The following is an 18,923-nucleotide window of genomic DNA, read 5'->3' on the forward strand; positions in this document are numbered from 1 at the left end:
TCTCATGAAACGTTCCACTGTGAAACGCTGAGTCTTTTCTGAAAGAGAAGGAAAGAGCGGAGGACCCAATTATCAGGGGTGAATCTCTTAATTGAGTAGGGTTACTTTCTTGACCCGAACCCGTCAGCTAACTTCGTAAGCGTTAAGAGAGAGGATGGTGTAATCGTGGTCGTTTTCTATAACAGCGGATAGTACGCTCCTTTCAAAATATAGGTGAAAGGAGCGTCAGGATGCATTTATCTAAGCAAATGATTCAAATGATTGAATATCGGGCAATGTGCGACCAGCAATCTTTTGATCTAGCAAACCGCTATTTGTCTACGTTAGCTAATCAAAGTTTTAAACGCAGCAGTAAAAGTCATCATTAAGTCTAAAAATTAAATAACAAATATACGCTTAATCAATTATGAGCGGGGGACCCAATATTTTGTACGTATGTACTAGGGGTGAATCTCTTAACTGAGTAGGGTTACTTCCATAACCCGAATCCGACAGCTAACTCCGTAAGCGTTTTGGGAGTAAAAAATTCGTGTCAATCACGGCTTATTTGTCGTGCATTAAACCGCGGAAGAGAACTCTCTTCTGCGGTTTTTTAGTGGAAAAAAATAGCATCACGTCTCGCGGTTAGCTTTTTTGGACGTGATGCTTTATGAAAAGAAACCGTCACTAAACTTAGAAGCTATCATTTTTGTCAGGAAACAGTTAGGAGGAAGCAACTTGGATATGATGATGCTTGGAACGCTTGCCTTATTAGCAACTGCTATGTACGGAATTATTCGCTGGTCGTCTCATGTAGTAGACGACAGAGAGGAGAAGTGAACATGTCGTTCATTTTGTCAGGTATTTCAGTTCTCGTTTTAATTTATTTAGTATATGTACTGTTAAATCCAGAACAATTTTAATAAGCGGAGGAATAAAAAGTGGGGATTTTTCTACTATCAGTTGCGCTGCTGCTTGTTTTTGTAGCGCTTATTGCAAAGCCCGTAGGTATTTATATAGCGAATGTGTTTTCAAACGATAAAAACACTAGCTTGATAGGAAAGATAGAAACGGTGATGTTTAAAGCAGCAGGAATTAAAGGGCTTAATCAGACGTGGAAGCAATATGCATTTGCTCTTGTTTTGGCGAATACGTTTATGATTTTTGTGGTGTACCTTATCTTCCGGTTTCAAGGGGTACTGCCGTTTAACCCAAGCCACATCAAAGGAATGGATCCGGCACTTGCTTTTAACACGGCCATTAGTTTTATGACAAATACGAACTTGCAGCACTACAGCGGCGAATCAGGATTGTCCTATTTCTCGCAGATGGCCGCCATTGTATTTATGATGTTTGCTGCACCAGCAACGGCACTTGCAGTAGCAATCGCTTTTATTCGTGGGCTGGCAGGGAAAGAAATGGGAAACTTTTTTGTTGATTTTGTAAAGTCAATTACGCGTATTTTACTTCCTATCGCTTTTATAACAGGCATTTTATTTATGTTTTTAGGTGTCCCTCAAACGTTAAGCGGAACGGTTACTGCCCATACAATAGAAGGGGCAACACAGCAAATAGCAAGGGGACCAGTTGCTTCTTTTCTTTCAATTAAAGAGCTAGGAAACAACGGAGGGGGATTTTTTGGTGTCAATTCAGCTCATCCATTTGAAAATCCTAACGCGTTGAGCAATGTATTACAAATCGTCCTTATGCTTTTATTGCCAACAGCACTTCCTTTCACATACGGAAAAATGATCGGAAAGCGTAAGCAAGGCCGCATTTTGTTTGTAGCGATGAGTATGCTGTTTATCGTTATTTTAAGCACAGCGTTCGTAACAGAGTGGGGTGGCAATCCAAGACTTGATGCTTTTCATTTGAACGAAGCGAACGGTTATATGGAAGGGAAAGAAGTCCGTTTTGGTGTCGGCATGTCGACGCTTTACGCCATCGTGACGACAGCAAGTGAAACAGGTGCAGTCAACACCATGCACGATACTCTTACGCCTCTTACCGGGTTGTTAACGCTTGGAAATATGATGTTAAATACCGTATTCGGCGGTGTCGGAGCAGGATTTATGAATGTCATGATGTACGTCATTATCGCCGTATTTTTATCAGGTTTAATGGTTGGAAGAACACCAGAATACGTAGGTAAAAAAATTGAAGGAAAAGAAATGAAGCTAATCGCCGTGACGCTTATTTTGCAACCGCTGCTAATTTTAGGAGGAACAGCTGTAGCACTTACCACTCATTTAGGAATAGAAGGTATATCAAATCCAGGCTTTCACGGGTTAAGTCAGGCACTGTATGAATTTACGTCGTCAGCAGCAAACAATGGATCCGGCTTTGAAGGACTCGGTGATGCAACGCCGTTTTGGAACATTTCAACGGGAATCGTTATGTATATTGGACGCTACTTCGGACTAATTACGATGCTGGCGGTATCGAGCTCACTAGCATCCAAACAGCTTGTTCCCGAAACACCTGGGACATTTAAAACAGATACGTCTTTATTTAGCGGCATTTTAATTGGAACTACCGTTATTGTAGGAGCACTTACGTTTTTCCCAGTGCTTGTGCTTGGGCCGGTTGCTGAGTATTTAACACTGTAATCAAGAAAGCGGAGGATCATAATGAATAAACGGAATTTTGCAAATAATATTGAATTGGATCGCAACAGTCATATTCAAGGTTCTGTGGATACACAAGCTTCATCGATTTTTATTCAATCAGTAAAGCAGGCTTTTATCAAGCTCAGCCCAAGAACGATGATAAAAAACCCTATCATGTTCGTAGTAGAAATCGGGTTTATAATTACGCTTTTTTTAGCCGTTGTTCCGGACCTTTTCGGAGAAAGTACAGTAAGCACAGGATTTAATGTTGCCGTATCTCTCGTGTTATTTTTTACCATTGTTTTTGCTAATTTTGCAGAAGCATTAGCAGAAGGTCGAGGAAAAGCACAGGCAAACTCATTAAAGAAATCTAAAGGCGATATTACAGCTAATCAGCTTCAAAACGGGCAAATGATACAAGTTTCGGCATCGCAACTAAAAAAAGGAGATATCGTCGTCGTTTCACAAGGCGAAATGATTCCTGGAGATGGAGAAATTATTAAAGGACTGGCGTCTGTTGATGAATCGGCTATTACGGGTGAATCGGCACCTGTTATGAAAGAAGCAGGCGGGGATTTTAACTCTGTAACTGGAGGTACAAGAGTTGTCAGCGATGAAATTACAATTAAAATTACGTGTGAGCAAGGTGAATCGTTTTTAGATAAAATGATTTCGCTTGTTGAAGGAGCAGAGCGTCAAAAAACGCCAAATGAAATTGCGCTAAACACGGTTTTGACAAGTTTGACGATTATTTTTTTACTAGTTGTTGTGACGCTTCCTGTCTTTACAAACTATTTACATTTTCAACTCGACACGGCTATTTTAATTTCACTGCTCGTCTGCCTTATTCCTACGACGATTGGAGGATTATTATCGGCCATTGGAATTGCTGGAATGGATCGAGTCACGCAGTTTAACGTGATTGCTATGTCAGGAAAAGCAGTAGAAGCAGCTGGTGACATCAATACAATTATTTTAGATAAAACCGGCACCATTACGTTTGGAAACCGAATGGCTCATCAGTTAACGACTGTAGAAGGCGTAGACGAACGTGAACTGTACAAATGGGCGTTTGTTTCTTCTCTTTACGACGAAACACCAGAAGGACGCTCGGTGGTTGATTTTATCCAAACTCGCATGGGAGTAGAAGACCTTAGAAAAACGCAGGGAACGTTTGTAGAATTCAAAGCTGAAACGCGAATGAGCGGCATTGACTTACAGAATGTATCTGTACGAAAAGGAGCAGTGGACGCCGTCACGGCATGGGTAGAGTCAAATGGCGGGAAGGTTCCCTCTGATTTACAGCAAAAAGCGAACGAAATTGCAGGAGCTGGTGGCACGCCGCTTGCCGTCGCCGCCGATGATAAAATTTATGGCTTGATTTATTTAAAAGACACGGTAAAACCAGGAATGAAAGAACGCTTTGATGAACTTCGTAAAATGGGCATTAAAACAGTCATGTGCACAGGAGATAATCCGCTAACCGCAGCAACTATTGCAAAAGAAGCTGGAGTAGATGAATTTATTGCGGAATGCAAGCCAGAAGACAAGATTCAAGTGATTAAATACGAACAGCAGCAAGGCAAGCTAGTTGCGATGACAGGTGACGGAACAAACGATGCCCCTGCACTTGCTCAAGCTGACGTTGGTTTAGCAATGAACAGCGGAACCTCAGCTGCTAAAGAAGCAGCAAATATGGTGGACTTGGATTCGGATCCCACTAAAATCATTGAAGTCGTTTCAATCGGAAAACAGCTATTAATGACAAGGGGTGCCTTAACTACATTCAGCATCGCAAACGATATTGCTAAGTATTTCGCGATTATTCCAGCGATGTTTACCTTGGCGATTCCGCAAATGGAGGCTCTTAACGTAATGAAGCTGAATTCACCTCTATCTGCTGTATTGTCAGCGCTTATTTTTAATGCGGTCATTATCCCGCTGTTAATTCCCTTAGCCATGAAGGGAATTGCCTATAAGCCGATGAGTTCTAACGCACTGCTGCGAAAAAATTTGTTCATTTACGGATTAGGTGGGGTATTAGTTCCATTCATTGGGATTAAAGCGATTGACTTATTACTTTCATTTGTGATGTAGAGGAGAAGAAACGATGATACAAACAGAACGAACGGGAAGCATTATTGTTCGCTTAACGATTATGATGATGATACTTTGTGGTCTTATTTATCCTGTTGTGATGACAGGTATTGCTCAAACAGCTGTTCCAAGTAAAGCAAACGGCAGCCTAATCTATTCAAACAATCATCAAGTTATCGGTTCTAAGCTGATTGGGCAGCAGTTTACAAGCAATGCATTTTTTCACGGCAGAGTTTCTAGTATTGATTATAACGGGGCAGGGTCTGGCTCGTTGAATTTAGCACCTTCAAATAAAGACCTTACGAATCGTATCGAGAAATCCGTAGCGGCGTGGAAAAAAGAAAACGAGGTACCAAAAGAAGGGATTCCGATTGATGCCGTCACGAATTCGGCTTCTGGACTCGATCCGGATATTACGCCACAAGCTGCATATGCACAAGTAGAGCGCGTGGCAAAAGCAGCCCATATTAAAACCCAGACGCTAAAAGAGTTAATCAAAGAACATACTCAGCAAGGGGCTTTTGGTGAAAAACGAGTAAATGTAGTAGAGCTAAATTTAGCTGTTCAACGAGAACGCTAATTACACGCACTCGCTTCATGCACTGAAGCGAGTGTGATAAAGGAGCACGAACAATGAAAGAAAAAGAAGCTCATCCATACTTTCGAAGAAAAACTCCGGAAGAACTATTGCGTGAACTTCATGATCAGAAGCGCGGAAAGCTTAAACTCTACATCGGTGCCGCACCGGGAGTAGGGAAGACTTATAAAATGCTTCAAGATGCGCATGACTTAGTCAAAGAAGGCGTAGATGTCGTAGTTGGATATGTAGAAACACACGGCAGGAATGAGACTAAGGCGATGATTGGAAATCTAGAAGTAATCCAAAGAGAAACCGTTTTTTATAAAGGAAAAGAATTACAAGAACTTGATTTACTGGCGATTGTAAGAAGGCGGCCAAAAGTTGTCCTTATCGATGAACTCGCTCATACAAATGTACCGACAAGCCGCCATAAAAAACGTTTTGAAGATGTTTCTTACCTGCTCAACCAAGGTATTTCAGTTATGTCAGCAATGAACATTCAGCATATGGAAAGCGTACATGACCTCGTATATGCTGTTACCCAAGTAAAAGTTCGTGAAACGGTGCCAGATTTATTTATTCAGCAAGCAGATGAAATTCAACTTGTCGACGTTACACCGGAACAGCTGCAAAAGCGTCTTCGTGAAGGCAAAATATACGAAGTCCATAAAATTGAACAAAGCCTGCAGTCTTTTTTTAAGCTCGCAAATCTCCATGCCCTTCGTGAATTAACGCTCAGAGAAATAGCGGATGAAGTGGACGGTAAGCTCATTCATTCCCATGAAATTGGTGTAACAGGTATTTGCGAACGCATTTTAGTGTGCATTCAATACAGTGAAACAGCTGAAAAATTGATTCGAAGAGGCTGGAGAATGGCGAACCGATTGAAAGCAGATTTGCTGCTGCTCCATGTTTTTAAAGGCGATCAGACTGAGAGGGAGAAAACACAAATCAAACAGTGGCAGGCATTCGCTGACCGTTTCCACGCATCGCTAATTGTTGAAGAAGCTAAAAAGCAAAAACCAGCTGCAGTGATTGTGAACGTAGCCAAGCAGTATCGCGTTACTCAAATCTTACTAGGGCAATCAGCGAGGACAAGATGGGAAGAGATTCGAAAAGGCTCTATTGTGAATACAATTATGCGACAGACTCATAACATCGATATTCATATTGTTTCAGATTCAGCAAAACAACAAAAATAAAATGCATATATAACAAAAGGAGAATATGAGTGAATATTGCGTTCTTTTTACTTCCTAAAAAAGAAGTGGTTACCCTATCGACACGGTCAACAATCCGTCAAGCATTGGAGAAAATGGAGTATCATCGCTACTCTTCTGTGCCGCTTATTAATCAAAAAGGAGAATATGTAGGGACTTTGACAGAAGGAGACTTGTTATGGAAGCTAAAAAGCTTAGAACATATAGAACTCCATGAGTTAGAACACCTACGAATTGAGGAGGTTCCAAGACATCGCGATTACGAAGCTATCACCATTAACGACGAAATGGAAAGTATTTTGTCACGCGCGTCTGAACAAAATTTTGTGCCAGTTGTAGATGATCAAAACATTTTTATTGGACTCGTGCGGCGAAGAGAGATTATAGAGTATTGTATCTCCCAAATTTTTATACATGGAGAAACGCCTTTAAATGTGAAGATTTAGTTAAGTTTGCGTAAAAAACATAATTTTTACATAAAAGGTAGTCTTTTTTTATATAATTAATGTTATAATAAGAGATGTAAAGACGAAACTTGCGTAATGTAAGCCTCTAACATTTGTTAGAGGTTCTTTTTTTACATAACATAAAACATTTGATTTCAGTTCTTTCTATGGTTAAGTTAGAATAAGTGTTAAAGTAAGAGGTTTCTTGCTTTTTTACATAAGAAAAGTGAGCTGTACAAAGGAGACAAAGCATATTGACTACGGAAAAAACAAAAAGCGATCAATTACGCAGCATATTCAAAACTATTATCTTCGCTATCGCTCTAGTATTTATGATTCGCGCATTTTTATTTTCTCCGTATATTGTAGAAGGCGCTTCAATGAACCCAACGCTGCATAACGGAGAGCGGTTGTTCGTGAATAAACTGTCGTATTCGCTCCATGATATTCGCCGCGGAGATATTGTGATTATTAAAGATGAGGCTAAGAATAAGCATTATGTAAAAAGAGTAATCGGTCTGCCAGGTGAAAAAATCGAAATGAAAAAAGATCAGCTTTATATTGATGATAAAAAAGTAAGTGAACCTTATTTAAAAACGAATCGTCAAATTGCCAACAACATGGATATGGAGCTTACGGGAGATTTTGAACCCGTACAAATACCTAAAAACGAAGTATTTGTAATGGGTGACAACCGTCTGTACAGTATGGATAGCCGCAACGGTCTAGGTCTTATTGATGAAAAACGAATTGTCGGAAAAAGCGAATTTGTATTTTATCCGGTCAAAAAAATAAGAAAAACAACGTAAAAAGAAATGCCGATAAAGGTATTTCTTTTTTTATGCCTATGTCTACTCCGCTTATAGATGGGCAAGCTAAGGGAAAAAAGGTGTGAATCAATTGAAGACGGCCTATGAAAAGTTATTTAAACATTTTAAATTTGTTGATGCTCTTGAGATGAAAAACCGATTAGCAATGGGACCTATACTCACATACGCTTCACGAGAAAACGGGGAAATATCCGATATCGATCTGACTTTTTACGAAAAACGAGTAGGGGGCGTCAGTACGGTAATTATCGGCCCCGCGTTTATCACAGAAAATGGCCAAGTAGCACATGGTCAAATCGGAATTCATCGTGATCAGGTCATACGAAAGCTTCATCAACTAACCCAAATGATTCATAGAAGAGGAGCTAAAGCGATTCTTCAACTATCGCACGGGGGAAGAAAGTGCGTAGAAATGGAAAGTAAGTGGCAAGCAATTAGCCCTAGTGAAAAGCCTCACAAACGTAAAGGAAAAAAGCCTGTTCAAATGACCGAGCGCGATATAACTTATATTGTTCAAGCGTTTGGCGAAGCTACCACAAGAGCTATGGAAGCAGGGTTTGATGGAGTGGAAATTGACGGAGGAAATGAATGTTTACTGCAGCAGTTTACGTCAAGGCAAGCCAATGAACGAAGTGATTCTTATGGAGGAAGCGCAGAAAACCGCTTCACTTTTGCACTTGAAGTTATTCGTGAAGTGACGCGTCGAGCAGCACATGCGGGCAAACCATTTATTGTGGGATATACATTAGCGCCCAAAGAAAAAGGCTATTTAGGAAATAAAGTGGAAGATACATTTGAGTGGATTGATCGTCTTGTTCATACAGAAATTGATTATTTACATATCAGTGCTTTGCATGAACCTACCTCAAAAAGGGAAGAAAATCATTCACTGCTTTCTTCGATCATTAAGCACGTCAATTACCGGGTCCCTCTTGTGGGTACAGGAGGACTTACGGCAACGGAAGTCGCAGAAGCTTTTGAGCAAGGTCTGGCTTTAATTACGATTGAACAAGCGTTAGTTGTACAGCCAGATTGGGTAGAAAAAGTGATAAATAGCGATGAGCCTACTTCTATGGATGTGACGTCATTAGATAAAGATGTGAGTTTACCACCTGAAGTGCTAGCTCACTGGCAAGACATGCATAAAAATGACCGCCCTTATTAAGTGAGCGGTCGTTTTTATGTTGTTGACTTAACAAGAAGAATTTTATTTTACTGATACTATAACCAAGCAGCATACATAGACTAAAAGAAAAACTAAAAACACAGTTGACTTCTAGGAATAGTTAGGATTACAATATAAACAACTTATTTATAAAACGGACAGCTGATCGGACATACCGAAGGCTTCTAGCAAACAACTGTTGGAGGCCTTTTTGTGCTCTCTAACAGAAGATTAAAGTGGAGGGACAACATGAAAAAGTTAATTACGTTTGCACTTATTGGCTTTTTAGCTCAGTTAATTGACGGATCACTTGGAATGGCGTACGGGGTGACATCAACTACCCTACTTTTAACGTTTGGAATTGCACCAGCTGTGGCTTCGGCATCTGTTCACTTGGCAGAAGTTGTAACAACAGCAGCGTCTGGTGTTTCACATATTAAATTTGGCAACGTAGATAAATCGATGGTTTTAAAACTGATTATTCCTGGTTCCATCGGGGCTTTTGTAGGAGCCTGCTTTCTAAGTAATTTACCTGGAGATGCAGTAAGACCTTACGTTTCAACATTCTTATTGCTCCTAGGAGTTTATGTGTTATTTCGCTTTTTATTTACGTTGAAAACAAACGAAGAAAAGAGCACCAAACCTTTATCGACGAAGCAGTCCATTCCGTTAGGATTAATTGCTGGATTTGCTGATGCTACAGGAGGAGGCGGCTGGGGGCCGATTGCAACGCCTGTATTGCTAGCTAAAAAAGGCACAACAGCACGGAAAGTCGTTGGAACCGTTGATACAAGTGAATTTGCTATTGCCGTCTCGGCTACACTTGGCTTTTTAATTTCTCTTGGCTGGGAGCAGGTAAACTGGTTCTGGGTAGGCGCTCTTATGATTGGCGGAATTATCGCGGCTCCGATTGCTGCATGGTTTGTTCGTATTATCCCGGCTCACTTGCTTGGTTCGCTTGTTGGTGGGTTTATCATTTTAACAAATGCTCGAACACTCTTAAATACATGGGTATCAAGCAGCTCAACGCAGATAGCTGTATACGCATTTATCCTTATTGTATGGGCAGCAGCAATCGTTTACTCATTTTTACAAGGGAAAAAATATAATCAAAATCGAAACGTAGAAGTTTCGTAATAAAAGGATGGAATAAAAATAGCTTAGTTAAAGAAAGATCTGAACGTGTTTGATTCTGTATAGAGAATCAAATGTGTTCAGATTTTTTTATGGTTAGAGTGAAGGCAGTTTCATGTATGTAGTGGCCTCTAGCTGTTGGCCGGAGGGCAAGGCGAGGACTTACGCGTAAAAAGCGGAACATGTGAGACACGGCAAAAGTGGTCGCCCTCGGAAAACGAAGCCTTGCACGGAAGTCAACAACGGTGTAACAAGGGAGCATACTAGCGTATTTATCTCATGCTCGTCTTTAGATTGGGATGATTTTGTTATGTCTCAATCTCTTTTAGTATCTGAATACCGTAAAATAGACGAGCGTAGATATTTTTTTTGCGTCTTATGATACAATAGACGAGTTCATTCATGAGTGGGAATACTTTCTAACACATATAAAATTCATTGAATCGTCGAGGTGTGAAGAGTAAGTGGTCTATTTTATTTTAGTATTAGTAGCAGCTATCGAAGTAATTGTCTTGTTGATTAATCGACCTGTATTTGCAAACATTCCGTATGTGCAAGTATATATTGTTCCTTTGTTAATAGTAATTGTCATAACGATGTTACTTTCGCGAAATCCAAAGAGGTTTATGCGGTGGTTTAAACAAGGGCTTATTACGATTTCAGTCGTTGTACTTGTATTCGTACCGGTTCTCTATGCCAAAAATCTCCCGCTGTATGGTTATAATGAAGCAAAAAAAATGCTTGCGCAAAGAGAACAGCTCTTGCTAAGTCAGTTCCAAAAAGGAAAATACGTATATCCAGCAAAAGACAGCCCTAAAAAATACAGGTATCTATTCAAAGTTAATCGTGGAAACGGCATGCTTGAATATGTATTCGACCCATACACAGGCGGTTATGAAGTTGTGACAGATGTGATAAAAAAATAAAGGTTTAGCTTATTTAAAGCTAAGCCTTTTAATATGAGAAAAATTGAAACTTTTTGAAAATCTGTGCGTATTTATTAAAGAACGTTCACAAAAAAGTCACAAAAGGAGTTGCACAATGGCAAAGTTAGAATACCGACTGCTAAAGCCTGACGATACGTTTGTATCTATTTATCACTATCAGTCTATTGAACTTGAACAAATTTTAGCAAGAAGAGAATGCGAATTTTTTGTTAAAGAAGGAGTAACGTATAAACAAACTTCATCTGCAGTCGAAGATGATATCCATATTGTTTATGTAAAAGAACATGAAAATGGACCGAAAGAGCAAGCAGAAGATGATCACAGAGAGATTACGTTAGAAGTCCGCGAATTAAATTCTCTTCGAGGACATCCAGTTTTATTCGTCTCTTCATTTTATACGCATTTGGACGTATTAAGCTATATCGGAACAGTTTATACATACTATAATGGATGGGAATGGGAAAGAGACTCTGCGGAAATTGATGAAGATCGCAGCGTATACAGTTTATATGTAACAAAAACAGGCGTAACGTATGAAAGGGGAAAGGCGTAATGTCCAAAACAAAAAAAATGATGGCGGGGGTTTTGACCACTGCTTTAATGACATCGCTCGTTGCCTGTGGTTCAACTGATCAGGCAAGACCGGCTAAACCGAAAGATAAATCGTGCGACAAGTGGAAATGGGATGAAGATACGAAAACGTACTACTGTTCAGATTCTTCTTCTTCGCACAGCGGTTCATATTATCACGGAGGGCGCTACTACGGGTCTAAAAAACAGCTGACCTCATCGTCGTCCTATAAGTCATTTAAATCAAGCAGCTCGTATAAATCTGGAATTGGGAGCGGCTCTAAAGGCGGTTTTGGCGGGTAATGCATAAAGAAAAGCGAGAAATGTTTTATAAAGAAATTCAAGATTTTTGGTACGACTTATATGGAACAGAGTATGCTCTTTATGACGTACATATGGAGTCTTCTCACATCATTCATTCTATTAAAGAAGCAGCAAATCAAATCGGGGAACTATTTTTTAAAACGGCACCTTTACTTCGTTCATTAGATGATCAGACGCTTCTTTCTTTAGGATTTCCAAAAGCCAGTTTACCGTACCTGCGACTGAAAACGATGGAAACAGAAAGTGTTATTTCACGCCTTGATTTTGCTGTTACGGCTGATCAAATCAAGCTTTTAGAACTAAATGCGGATACGCCTACATTCATCAAAGAATTATTTCATGTAAATGAGTTAGTCTGTCGGCATTTTCAGGTTCAAAACCCTAATAAGCTTGAAGAAAAAAAGCTTGCTTTAGCATTAAAACACGCCATTTTTGAAGCTTATAACGAGCTCGATAGAACGAACTATCCAAACGTCGTTTTTTCTTCTCATGATACACATGAAGAAGATAAGCTAACCACTCTTTATTTAATGAAGCTAGCCCGTGTAGATGCTACATACGTTCCGTTATCGCAGCTTCGAATTGTCCCTGCCTCTACAGTTGAAGAAGGTGAACATATAGAAGCGGGCGTGTATGATCAACATGGACAAAAAATAGACGTACTCTATCGCCAAACTTATCCGTTTGAACATTTAATTGAAGATGAAGATCCGAGTACGCATGAAAAAGTCGGACACATGCTTTTAACATTGGCACAGCAAAAACAAGTAGCCATAATCAATCCGCCTTCTGCATTTTTACTGCAGTCTAAAGCCGTGCAAGCACTCATTTGGGCTTTGTATGAACAACATCATCCTTTCTTCACTAAAGAAGAGCATCACATTATTGAAACATACTTTTTACCAACGTATTTAGAAGAAGATCCATTTATTGAAAGAAAACAAGCATTTGTGAAGAAACCATCGTTTGGTCGTGAGGGAGATACCGTTGAAATTTATAATGAAGACGGAATCAAAATAGACGAAGATCAGCATAAGACATATCAAGAATACACGGCTGTATATCAACAGTTTATTCCTTTGCCAACTGCAAAAATGAAGACGCAAACGAAAACAGTAGAGGCTCATATCATGTACGGGTGCTTTTTATTAAATGGAAAAGCAAGTGCAGTAGGAATTCGAGCTGGAAATCAAATTACAGATAACGAATCGTATTATTTGCCGATTGGATTAAAATGAAAAGGGGAACTAAAAATGACACAATGGATTGATTGGGCTAGTATAGGGAGTTTTTTATCTCACGTAGCGGTAGGATTAGTGCTATTATTTATCGGAGTAATCGTATTTGAATTAACAACAAAATTTAATGATCGTGAACTCATAAAAAAAGGAAATGTCGCAGTCGCTTTGAAGTTATGGGGAAAAGGAATTGGGCTTGCTATTGTCATTTTCACTGTGTGGAGCAACAGCTTAAATTTGGTAGATGCAACTCTTTGGGGAGTAGTAGGTATCATTACTCAAGTAGTGACATATTGGATTATTGAATTTATTATGACGCCTAAAACGAGCCTAGCCAAAAAAGTAGAAGAAGGAAATGTAGCGGTTGGAGTAACTCTTTTTGCAGCATCGATAGCCGTTGGCCTTATTGTCGCTGGAAGCTTAACATATTAAAAGGAGGCGATTCCTGTTTTACGGGGAATCGCTTTTTTTATGTCCAGATTGCTCGTGTTCACTTAGTAATAATATACGTGTATTTTCACGGTCGGCACGAACAATTTTTTGCTGTGTGTAAAGCGGAATGACAAAGAGCAAAATAAATAAAAAAACATAGCTCATTTTTGTTATCCTCCCATATAAATTGTAAACGCCTGCTAATAGTGTGTGACAAACAATACGTAAATATAGCATATTTGACTGGATAAACTGGGAAAAATTGAGGGGTGCAAAAAGAATATAATCTTACCTTCAACAAAAACTAAAAGCAGTATAGAGACACGTCTTTTATTAAGAAAGGAGTTGGGAAAAGTGAAAAGGTGGCTCATTTTGTTTTTATTGATCGTAATCGCATCTGGATGTGGACGTCCAGATGAAACGTCTCAACCGAGCATTTTCCTTATACCAGAAGGGTACAAAGGATGGGTTATGGTCGAATATGATAAAGATAACGGAAATCCTAGCAAGACAGAAGGAGACTACACTGTATTTAAAGTAAACGAGCAGGGAGTCGGGAAAACCAAAACGCTTTTAAGCGGCGGCGGCTGGGCAAGAAATAAATATTTCTATGTAAATAAAAATGGAGAGCGAAAGCAATTGAAGCAAGGGAAGATGATTCATGGCACGACTCAAGGTAACAAAAATCATACGGTAACCTACTTTTTCGTCGGCACCGCAAAAGAGTTCGACAAGGCCGGGGACTATCGAAGAAAACTTACCGAAGAAAGTTCTTCGTAAAAAAGAAACGCTGCCTCTTTGGCAACGTTTCTTTTCTATCTTCATTTGAATGTGCAAAAGACGGTGTCTTTTAAACGTTGAATTTCGTTTAGTGCTTCTTCCTGCTTATGAATTACCCAATCTGGCAATGAGTGTTCAACCGACAGCTCGTCGAAACAAGCCCCGCATGTTTTAACTTCAATATAAGATTCAATATATTGAAGGTGATCTAAGTTATAAGCCCAAAGTCGACGTTCAGGGCAGATTGTTTCCAAGTAAAGCGGAAGCTGAAAAAAAGGATCTACTGCTTCAGAAAGTTCTAACGGTCCTTGGCCCTCAGCGCTGATGACGTCTAGATAACCACAGTGAGGACACGTGCATGAGTGCGTTGACCCGCTCAATTTTTTATCCAGTTTTACAACTCGCGCACATAGTTCGCAGTTTGGACATTTTACTAAGATAAAGTCAAGGAACTTATCTAAAAATTGCTGCTGTATTACTTGTTGATTTGTCATTTTTTGTACCTCTAACTGTCAAACTTTTTTTAGTTACGAAAATAAATCATGAAACCTACATACTATTCATAACACATGATGGGGGTTAAAACAACAAAAACCCTTTTCGACAGCAGGGTTGTGTGATATAGTATGACAAATCAGAATAAATAAAGAAAAATGGTGAGAAAACATGAGTCAAAACGAACAATGGACATCAAAACTCGGCTTTATCTTGGCATCCGCCGGTTCAGCAATTGGAATCGGAGCCATTTGGAAACTTCCTTATGTAGCCGGAACAAGCGGAGGAGGGGCCTTTTTTTTACTGTTTATCTTGTTTACAGCAATTATTGGTTTGCCGCTTTTGCTTGCTGAATTTGTACTAGGTAGACATACACAAAAAGAAGCAATTCGTGCTTATGATGCAGTTGCTCCCGGTTCTCTTTGGAAAGGAATCGGGTATTTAGGCGTGATTACATGCTTCATTTTATTATCTTTCTATAGTGTAGTAGGAGGATGGATCTTACAATATATTTTTGCAAGCGTCACGGGTCAGCTCAATGGAGTAAGTGACTACGGGAGTTTATTTAACTCCACCATTGCTAATCCAACAAATGCTGTTATCTCTCAATTTGTTTTTCTTCTTTTAACAATTGTTGTAGTAGCAAGAGGTATTCAAAATGGTATTGAAAAAGCAAACAAAATTTTAATGCCTGCTCTCTTTATTTTATTTATTATTATTATTATTCGTTCTTTAACATTAGACGGAGCGATGGAAGGCGTATCTTTCTTTTTGTATCCAGATTTTTCAAAGCTTACCTCCCAAACCATTTTGTTTGCAATGGGACAAGCATTCTTTTCGCTTAGCGTAGGCGTTTCGGTTATGGTTACGTACAGTTCGTATCTGTCCAAACAGCAAAACTTGCCAAAATCGGCTATTTCAATTTCAGCGTTAAATATTTTGATTTCTTTACTAGCAGGTTTGGCAATTTTCCCTGCAGTCTTTTCAATGGGCGTAAAGCCGACGGAAGGACCAGGTCTTTTATTTATTGTATTGCCTTCTATTTTTGAACAGCTTCCGTTCGGAATTGTGTTTCAAACTTTCTTTTTGGCGCTGTTTTTATTTGCTACTTTAACATCTGCGTTTTCGATGTTAGAAATTATTGTTGCTTCATTAGCCAAAGGAGAGCAGCATAAGCGCATAAAGCTATCTTGGATTTCGGGCTTACTAATCTTTGTGGTAGGAATACCTTCAGCACTATCGTATGGTTTATTAAGTGACGTATCGATCTTTGGAAAAAGCATCTTTGACGCTTTTGATTTTCTTGTAAGTAATATCCTTATGCCTCTCGGTGCTCTTTTAATTGCCATCTTTGTTCCTTGGAAGATGAAAAAAGATGTGTTAATTGAAGAGTTTAAGCATGGTTCGACGAATGTGAAGCGCTGGTTCTCTTTATGGCTTCTTGCTATTCGATACATCGCACCTGTTTTAATTATCATTGTATTTATTAATATGCTAGGCTTTATCTAACGAAAAAACGCTGTTAAAACGCTTGGTTTTAACAGCGTTTTTTTTGGAGGAAAAGGAGGAGTATGATGCTGGATTTCTTGTACGATATGTTTGTAGGAGCAGGGGTATTTATTTTATTATTCGTTCTTTTGCTAGTAGCGAGAACGTCGGGGAAACGCAAGAAATAGGCGGGTATAATTCCCAGTGTAAAAACCCCAAAAAAGACTAACACCACAGAATTAAACTATGATAATATATTATCCTATGAGCATAACCAATGCTCACATATGTTGTGATGAAGCGTTTTTTAGAAAGAGGGATCATCTTGAGTGGAGAAGTTCTTGTCAAGATTTTATCTCAAGCGTATGAACAAAAAAAGACATTACCAATCGTCTCATTCTCGTCTTTTTTTGAACAAAAAAAGGTGGGCTTTCGTTTAAATAACGATGTGTCCGCTGATATCATCTACCATACGCTTACATGTATTCAGAGAAAAACGTGTGTCCAAGATGTGTTAGTGGAAGTACTAAAAGTTGATAGTCCAAACAATGACGGGGCATTTTCTGATTGTGTATATATTTTAGCAAATGGTACAAACCAGCAAGTGAAAGAATGGGTTCAACCCTTACATCCTAAAAGAGTTACACAAGGATATCAGCACGGGACACCCATTGATGCGCCACAGTTAAAAAATGACTACCACGTGTTTGCCGTTACTTGGTCATAAGCGTTTAACCCAAAAAACATCCTGCTGTCGCTGCAGGATGTTTTTTGTTAATAAGGATGGGCGTCTTTTCCTTTTTCATTAGCTTCTTCTACCGCATCAGCAGCTTTGTTGCTTCCTAACGGTGAACCGCCTTCTTTTGGCAATTTCCCATATGTAGGAGTCATTTCTGCTCCCATTTCAATTTCTAAAGAACCATCATCATGCATGAGAAGACCGATACCATTAGCTACTCGATTGCCGTAGTCAAAATCACATTGAGTTAAAAGCTCAATCATCTTTGTTTGAACGGTATGGTGACAGCACTTTAAACCGTCTACTAAGTTTTGAATAAGCTCATCACGTTCCCAGTCTTCTAATAAACGATAGCGTTCACCAGCTTGCTTAAAGTCATTTGTACGGTCAATTTTTTCTTTTTTTACATTCCCTTCAACATAAGGCTGATGAGGTTTTGGATGATCATGCGCTTCTTGAAGACCTCCAAGAGAAGATGGCTCATAATTCACATGCGGGTTCTGACCAGGAGCTGCATCTACATGATAGGCCATTTGACCATCTCGTTGATTTGTTGCTACATGTTTTTTCGGCGCGTTAATAGGCAGTTGCAAGTAGTTTGTTCCCACGCGGTGACGCTGCGTGTCGGAATAAGAAAACGTTCTTCCTTGCAGCATTTTATCATCAGAAAAATCTAGCCCATCCACAAGCACACCCGTACCAAATGCGACTTGCTCCGTTTCAGCAAATACGTTGCTTGGATTTTTATCTAGGACCATTTTACCTACTGGAAGAAATGGAAATTGGTCTTCCGGCCAAATTTTCGTGTCATCAAGCGGATCAAAATCCAGTTCAGGATGCTCTCCATCTTCCATGATTTGTATACAAAGTTCCCACTCGGGGTAGTTACCGCTCTCAATCGCTTCATACAAGTCTTGAGTGGCGTGACTGATATTTTTAGCTTGAATTTCTTCTGCTTGTTTTTGGGTCAAATTTTTAATTCCTTGTTTTGGTTCCCAATGGTATTTAACAAGAAAGGCATCGCCATCTTTGTTTACCCACTTATATGTATTAACACCGGAACCTTGCATTTGCCGATAGTTAGCAGGTATTCCCCAAGGTGAAAATAAAAAAGTAATCATATGCATAGCCTCAGGTGTATGAGAAATAAAATCAAAAATACGCTCGGTATCTTGACGGTTTGTCACAGGATCGGGCTTAAAAGCATGAATCAAATCAGGGAATTTAATAGCATCGCGAATAAAAAATATTTTAAGGTTATTTCCTACTAAGTCCCAGTTCCCGTCTTCTGTATAGAACTTTACAGCAAATCCCCTTGGGTCTCGCATCGTTTCTGGAGAGTCCTTTCCATGAGTTACGGTAGAAAATCTGACAAAAACGGGCGTCTGTTTGCCTGCTCCTGAAAAAATTTTTGCGCGGGTGTATTTTTCAACGGGCTCGTCCCCAAGTTTTCCGTACGTTTCAAAATATCCATGAGCTCCCGTTCCTCGGGCATGAACAACACGTTCCGGTATACGTTCACGATCAAAATGCGAAAGTTTTTCAATCAGCTGGTAATTTTCAAGAGTAGCAGGTCCTCTGTTGCCTACCGTTCGAGAATTTTGGTTATCACGAATGGGGTGACCTTGACGCGTCGTAAGCGTCTGCTCGTTCTCTCCGTTTGCATAGCGTTTGTCTTCCGAGTCACCTGATCCGCTAACATTTGTACCATGAATGCCTTTATGGCTCATAAAATAATCCTCCTTATTTAAAACATAACCAAGACTATTTTTTTCAGCACGCGCTTTTTTATTCATTAATATGGAAATAATATAAATTTTTAGAAGAAAAGCTGTTTTGCTGAAGAGGGG

At 39.5% G+C, this 18,923-nt stretch carries 20 protein-coding genes, 1 pseudogene and 2 riboswitches; of the genes and pseudogenes, 18 read left to right on the forward strand and 3 right to left on the reverse strand.

Annotated features, from left to right (window positions below; genetic code table 11):
* Positions 1-15 precede the first annotated feature (15 nt).
* Positions 16-158, forward strand: a riboswitch (cyclic di-AMP (ydaO/yuaA leader).
* Between the two features lie 72 nt (positions 159-230).
* The 15 genes from ACH6EI_RS09120 (at position 231) to ACH6EI_RS09190 (ending at position 13,571) form a co-directional block, all read left to right on the forward strand.
* Entirely contained in the window at positions 231-368 is a 138-nt protein-coding gene (locus ACH6EI_RS09120) for a hypothetical protein (RefSeq protein WP_014459426.1), read from the forward strand.
* Positions 369-383: 15 nt separating this feature from the next.
* A riboswitch (cyclic di-AMP (ydaO/yuaA leader) is annotated at positions 384-524 on the forward strand.
* A gap of 297 nt (positions 525-821) precedes the next feature.
* On the forward strand, positions 822-902 hold the full coding sequence (kdpF, locus tag ACH6EI_RS09125; RefSeq protein ID WP_099000324.1) for a K(+)-transporting ATPase subunit F: 81 nt from the start codon (positions 822-824) through the stop codon (positions 900-902).
* 24 nt (positions 903-926) lie between these two features.
* Complete coding sequence (gene kdpA, locus ACH6EI_RS09130; protein ID WP_167387334.1) at positions 927-2,588, forward strand: potassium-transporting ATPase subunit KdpA; 1,662 nt, start codon at positions 927-929, stop codon at positions 2,586-2,588.
* 21 nt (positions 2,589-2,609) lie between these two features.
* A complete protein-coding gene (kdpB, locus tag ACH6EI_RS09135; RefSeq protein WP_099000322.1) occupies positions 2,610-4,685 on the forward strand; it encodes a potassium-transporting ATPase subunit KdpB in 2,076 nt (691 codons plus the stop codon).
* A 13-nt stretch (positions 4,686-4,698) separates the two neighbouring features.
* A complete protein-coding gene (gene kdpC / locus ACH6EI_RS09140) occupies positions 4,699-5,265 on the forward strand; it encodes a potassium-transporting ATPase subunit KdpC (protein ID WP_028412765.1) in 567 nt (188 codons plus the stop codon).
* Positions 5,266-5,318: 53 nt separating this feature from the next.
* A complete protein-coding gene (gene kdpDN / locus ACH6EI_RS09145) occupies positions 5,319-6,467 on the forward strand; it encodes a KdpD-like non-kinase potassium sensor (protein WP_099000321.1) in 1,149 nt (382 codons plus the stop codon).
* Between the two features lie 29 nt (positions 6,468-6,496).
* Positions 6,497-6,931, forward strand: a complete 435-nt coding sequence (locus ACH6EI_RS09150) for a CBS domain-containing protein (protein ID WP_099000320.1) — start codon at positions 6,497-6,499, stop codon at positions 6,929-6,931.
* 254 nt (positions 6,932-7,185) lie between these two features.
* Positions 7,186-7,740 carry a signal peptidase I gene (gene lepB / locus ACH6EI_RS09155; protein ID WP_028412768.1) on the forward strand — a complete coding sequence of 185 codons (555 nt, stop codon included), beginning with the start codon at positions 7,186-7,188 and terminating at the stop codon, positions 7,738-7,740.
* An 82-nt stretch (positions 7,741-7,822) separates the two neighbouring features.
* Positions 7,823-8,926: an oxidoreductase gene (locus ACH6EI_RS09160; protein ID WP_223546159.1), complete on the forward strand. Its 1,104-nt coding sequence runs from the start codon at positions 7,823-7,825 to the stop codon at positions 8,924-8,926.
* 249 nt (positions 8,927-9,175) lie between these two features.
* Entirely contained in the window at positions 9,176-10,063 is an 888-nt protein-coding gene (locus tag ACH6EI_RS09165) for a sulfite exporter TauE/SafE family protein (protein ID WP_028412770.1), read from the forward strand.
* 461 nt (positions 10,064-10,524) lie between these two features.
* Positions 10,525-10,986 carry a hypothetical protein gene (locus ACH6EI_RS09170; protein ID WP_013083806.1) on the forward strand — a complete coding sequence of 154 codons (462 nt, stop codon included), beginning with the start codon at positions 10,525-10,527 and terminating at the stop codon, positions 10,984-10,986.
* Between the two features lie 115 nt (positions 10,987-11,101).
* Complete coding sequence (locus ACH6EI_RS09175) at positions 11,102-11,560, forward strand: hypothetical protein (RefSeq protein ID WP_028412771.1); 459 nt, start codon at positions 11,102-11,104, stop codon at positions 11,558-11,560.
* Positions 11,560-11,880 carry a hypothetical protein gene (locus tag ACH6EI_RS09180; protein WP_028412772.1) on the forward strand — a complete coding sequence of 107 codons (321 nt, stop codon included), beginning with the start codon at positions 11,560-11,562 and terminating at the stop codon, positions 11,878-11,880. The genes ACH6EI_RS09175 and ACH6EI_RS09180 overlap by 1 nt, the downstream gene beginning before the upstream one ends.
* Positions 11,880-13,139, forward strand: a complete 1,260-nt coding sequence (locus ACH6EI_RS09185) for a glutathionylspermidine synthase family protein (RefSeq protein ID WP_098113294.1) — start codon at positions 11,880-11,882, stop codon at positions 13,137-13,139. The genes ACH6EI_RS09180 and ACH6EI_RS09185 overlap by 1 nt, the downstream gene beginning before the upstream one ends.
* Before the next feature lie 15 nt (positions 13,140-13,154).
* On the forward strand, positions 13,155-13,571 hold the full coding sequence (locus tag ACH6EI_RS09190; protein WP_034327662.1) for a DUF350 domain-containing protein: 417 nt from the start codon (positions 13,155-13,157) through the stop codon (positions 13,569-13,571).
* Between the two features lie 18 nt (positions 13,572-13,589).
* On the opposite strand, the gene ACH6EI_RS09195 is transcribed toward ACH6EI_RS09190, so the two are convergent.
* On the reverse strand, positions 13,590-13,736 hold the full coding sequence (locus tag ACH6EI_RS09195; protein ID WP_165351762.1) for a hypothetical protein: 147 nt from the start codon (positions 13,734-13,736) through the stop codon (positions 13,590-13,592).
* A gap of 189 nt (positions 13,737-13,925) precedes the next feature.
* Between ACH6EI_RS09195 and ACH6EI_RS09200 the strand changes: the two genes are divergently transcribed.
* Positions 13,926-14,351 carry a DUF6843 domain-containing protein gene (locus ACH6EI_RS09200; RefSeq protein ID WP_033580617.1) on the forward strand — a complete coding sequence of 142 codons (426 nt, stop codon included), beginning with the start codon at positions 13,926-13,928 and terminating at the stop codon, positions 14,349-14,351.
* Positions 14,352-14,392: 41 nt separating this feature from the next.
* On the opposite strand, the gene ACH6EI_RS09205 is transcribed toward ACH6EI_RS09200, so the two are convergent.
* Positions 14,393-14,845 (reverse strand): hypothetical protein, encoded by a 453-nt coding sequence (locus ACH6EI_RS09205; protein ID WP_028412776.1) that lies wholly within the window; start codon positions 14,843-14,845, stop codon positions 14,393-14,395.
* Positions 14,846-15,017: 172 nt separating this feature from the next.
* Between ACH6EI_RS09205 and ACH6EI_RS09210 the strand changes: the two genes are divergently transcribed.
* Both ACH6EI_RS09210 and ACH6EI_RS09215 read left to right on the forward strand, forming a co-directional pair.
* On the forward strand, positions 15,018-16,355 hold the full coding sequence (locus ACH6EI_RS09210; protein ID WP_028412777.1) for a sodium-dependent transporter: 1,338 nt from the start codon (positions 15,018-15,020) through the stop codon (positions 16,353-16,355).
* Positions 16,356-16,659: 304 nt separating this feature from the next.
* On the forward strand, positions 16,660-17,061 hold the full coding sequence (locus ACH6EI_RS09215) for a hypothetical protein (protein ID WP_224980258.1): 402 nt from the start codon (positions 16,660-16,662) through the stop codon (positions 17,059-17,061).
* Between the two features lie 217 nt (positions 17,062-17,278).
* Here ACH6EI_RS09215 and ACH6EI_RS09220 read toward each other — a convergent pair.
* A pseudogene (locus ACH6EI_RS09220) lies at positions 17,279-18,803 on the reverse strand (catalase); the annotation flags it as partial.
* Positions 18,804-18,923 lie beyond the last annotated feature (120 nt).

Source organism: Priestia sp. JSM ZJ58, assembly GCF_044383985.1.
GTDB classification, from domain to species: domain Bacteria; phylum Bacillota; class Bacilli; order Bacillales; family Bacillaceae_H; genus Priestia; species Priestia zanthoxyli.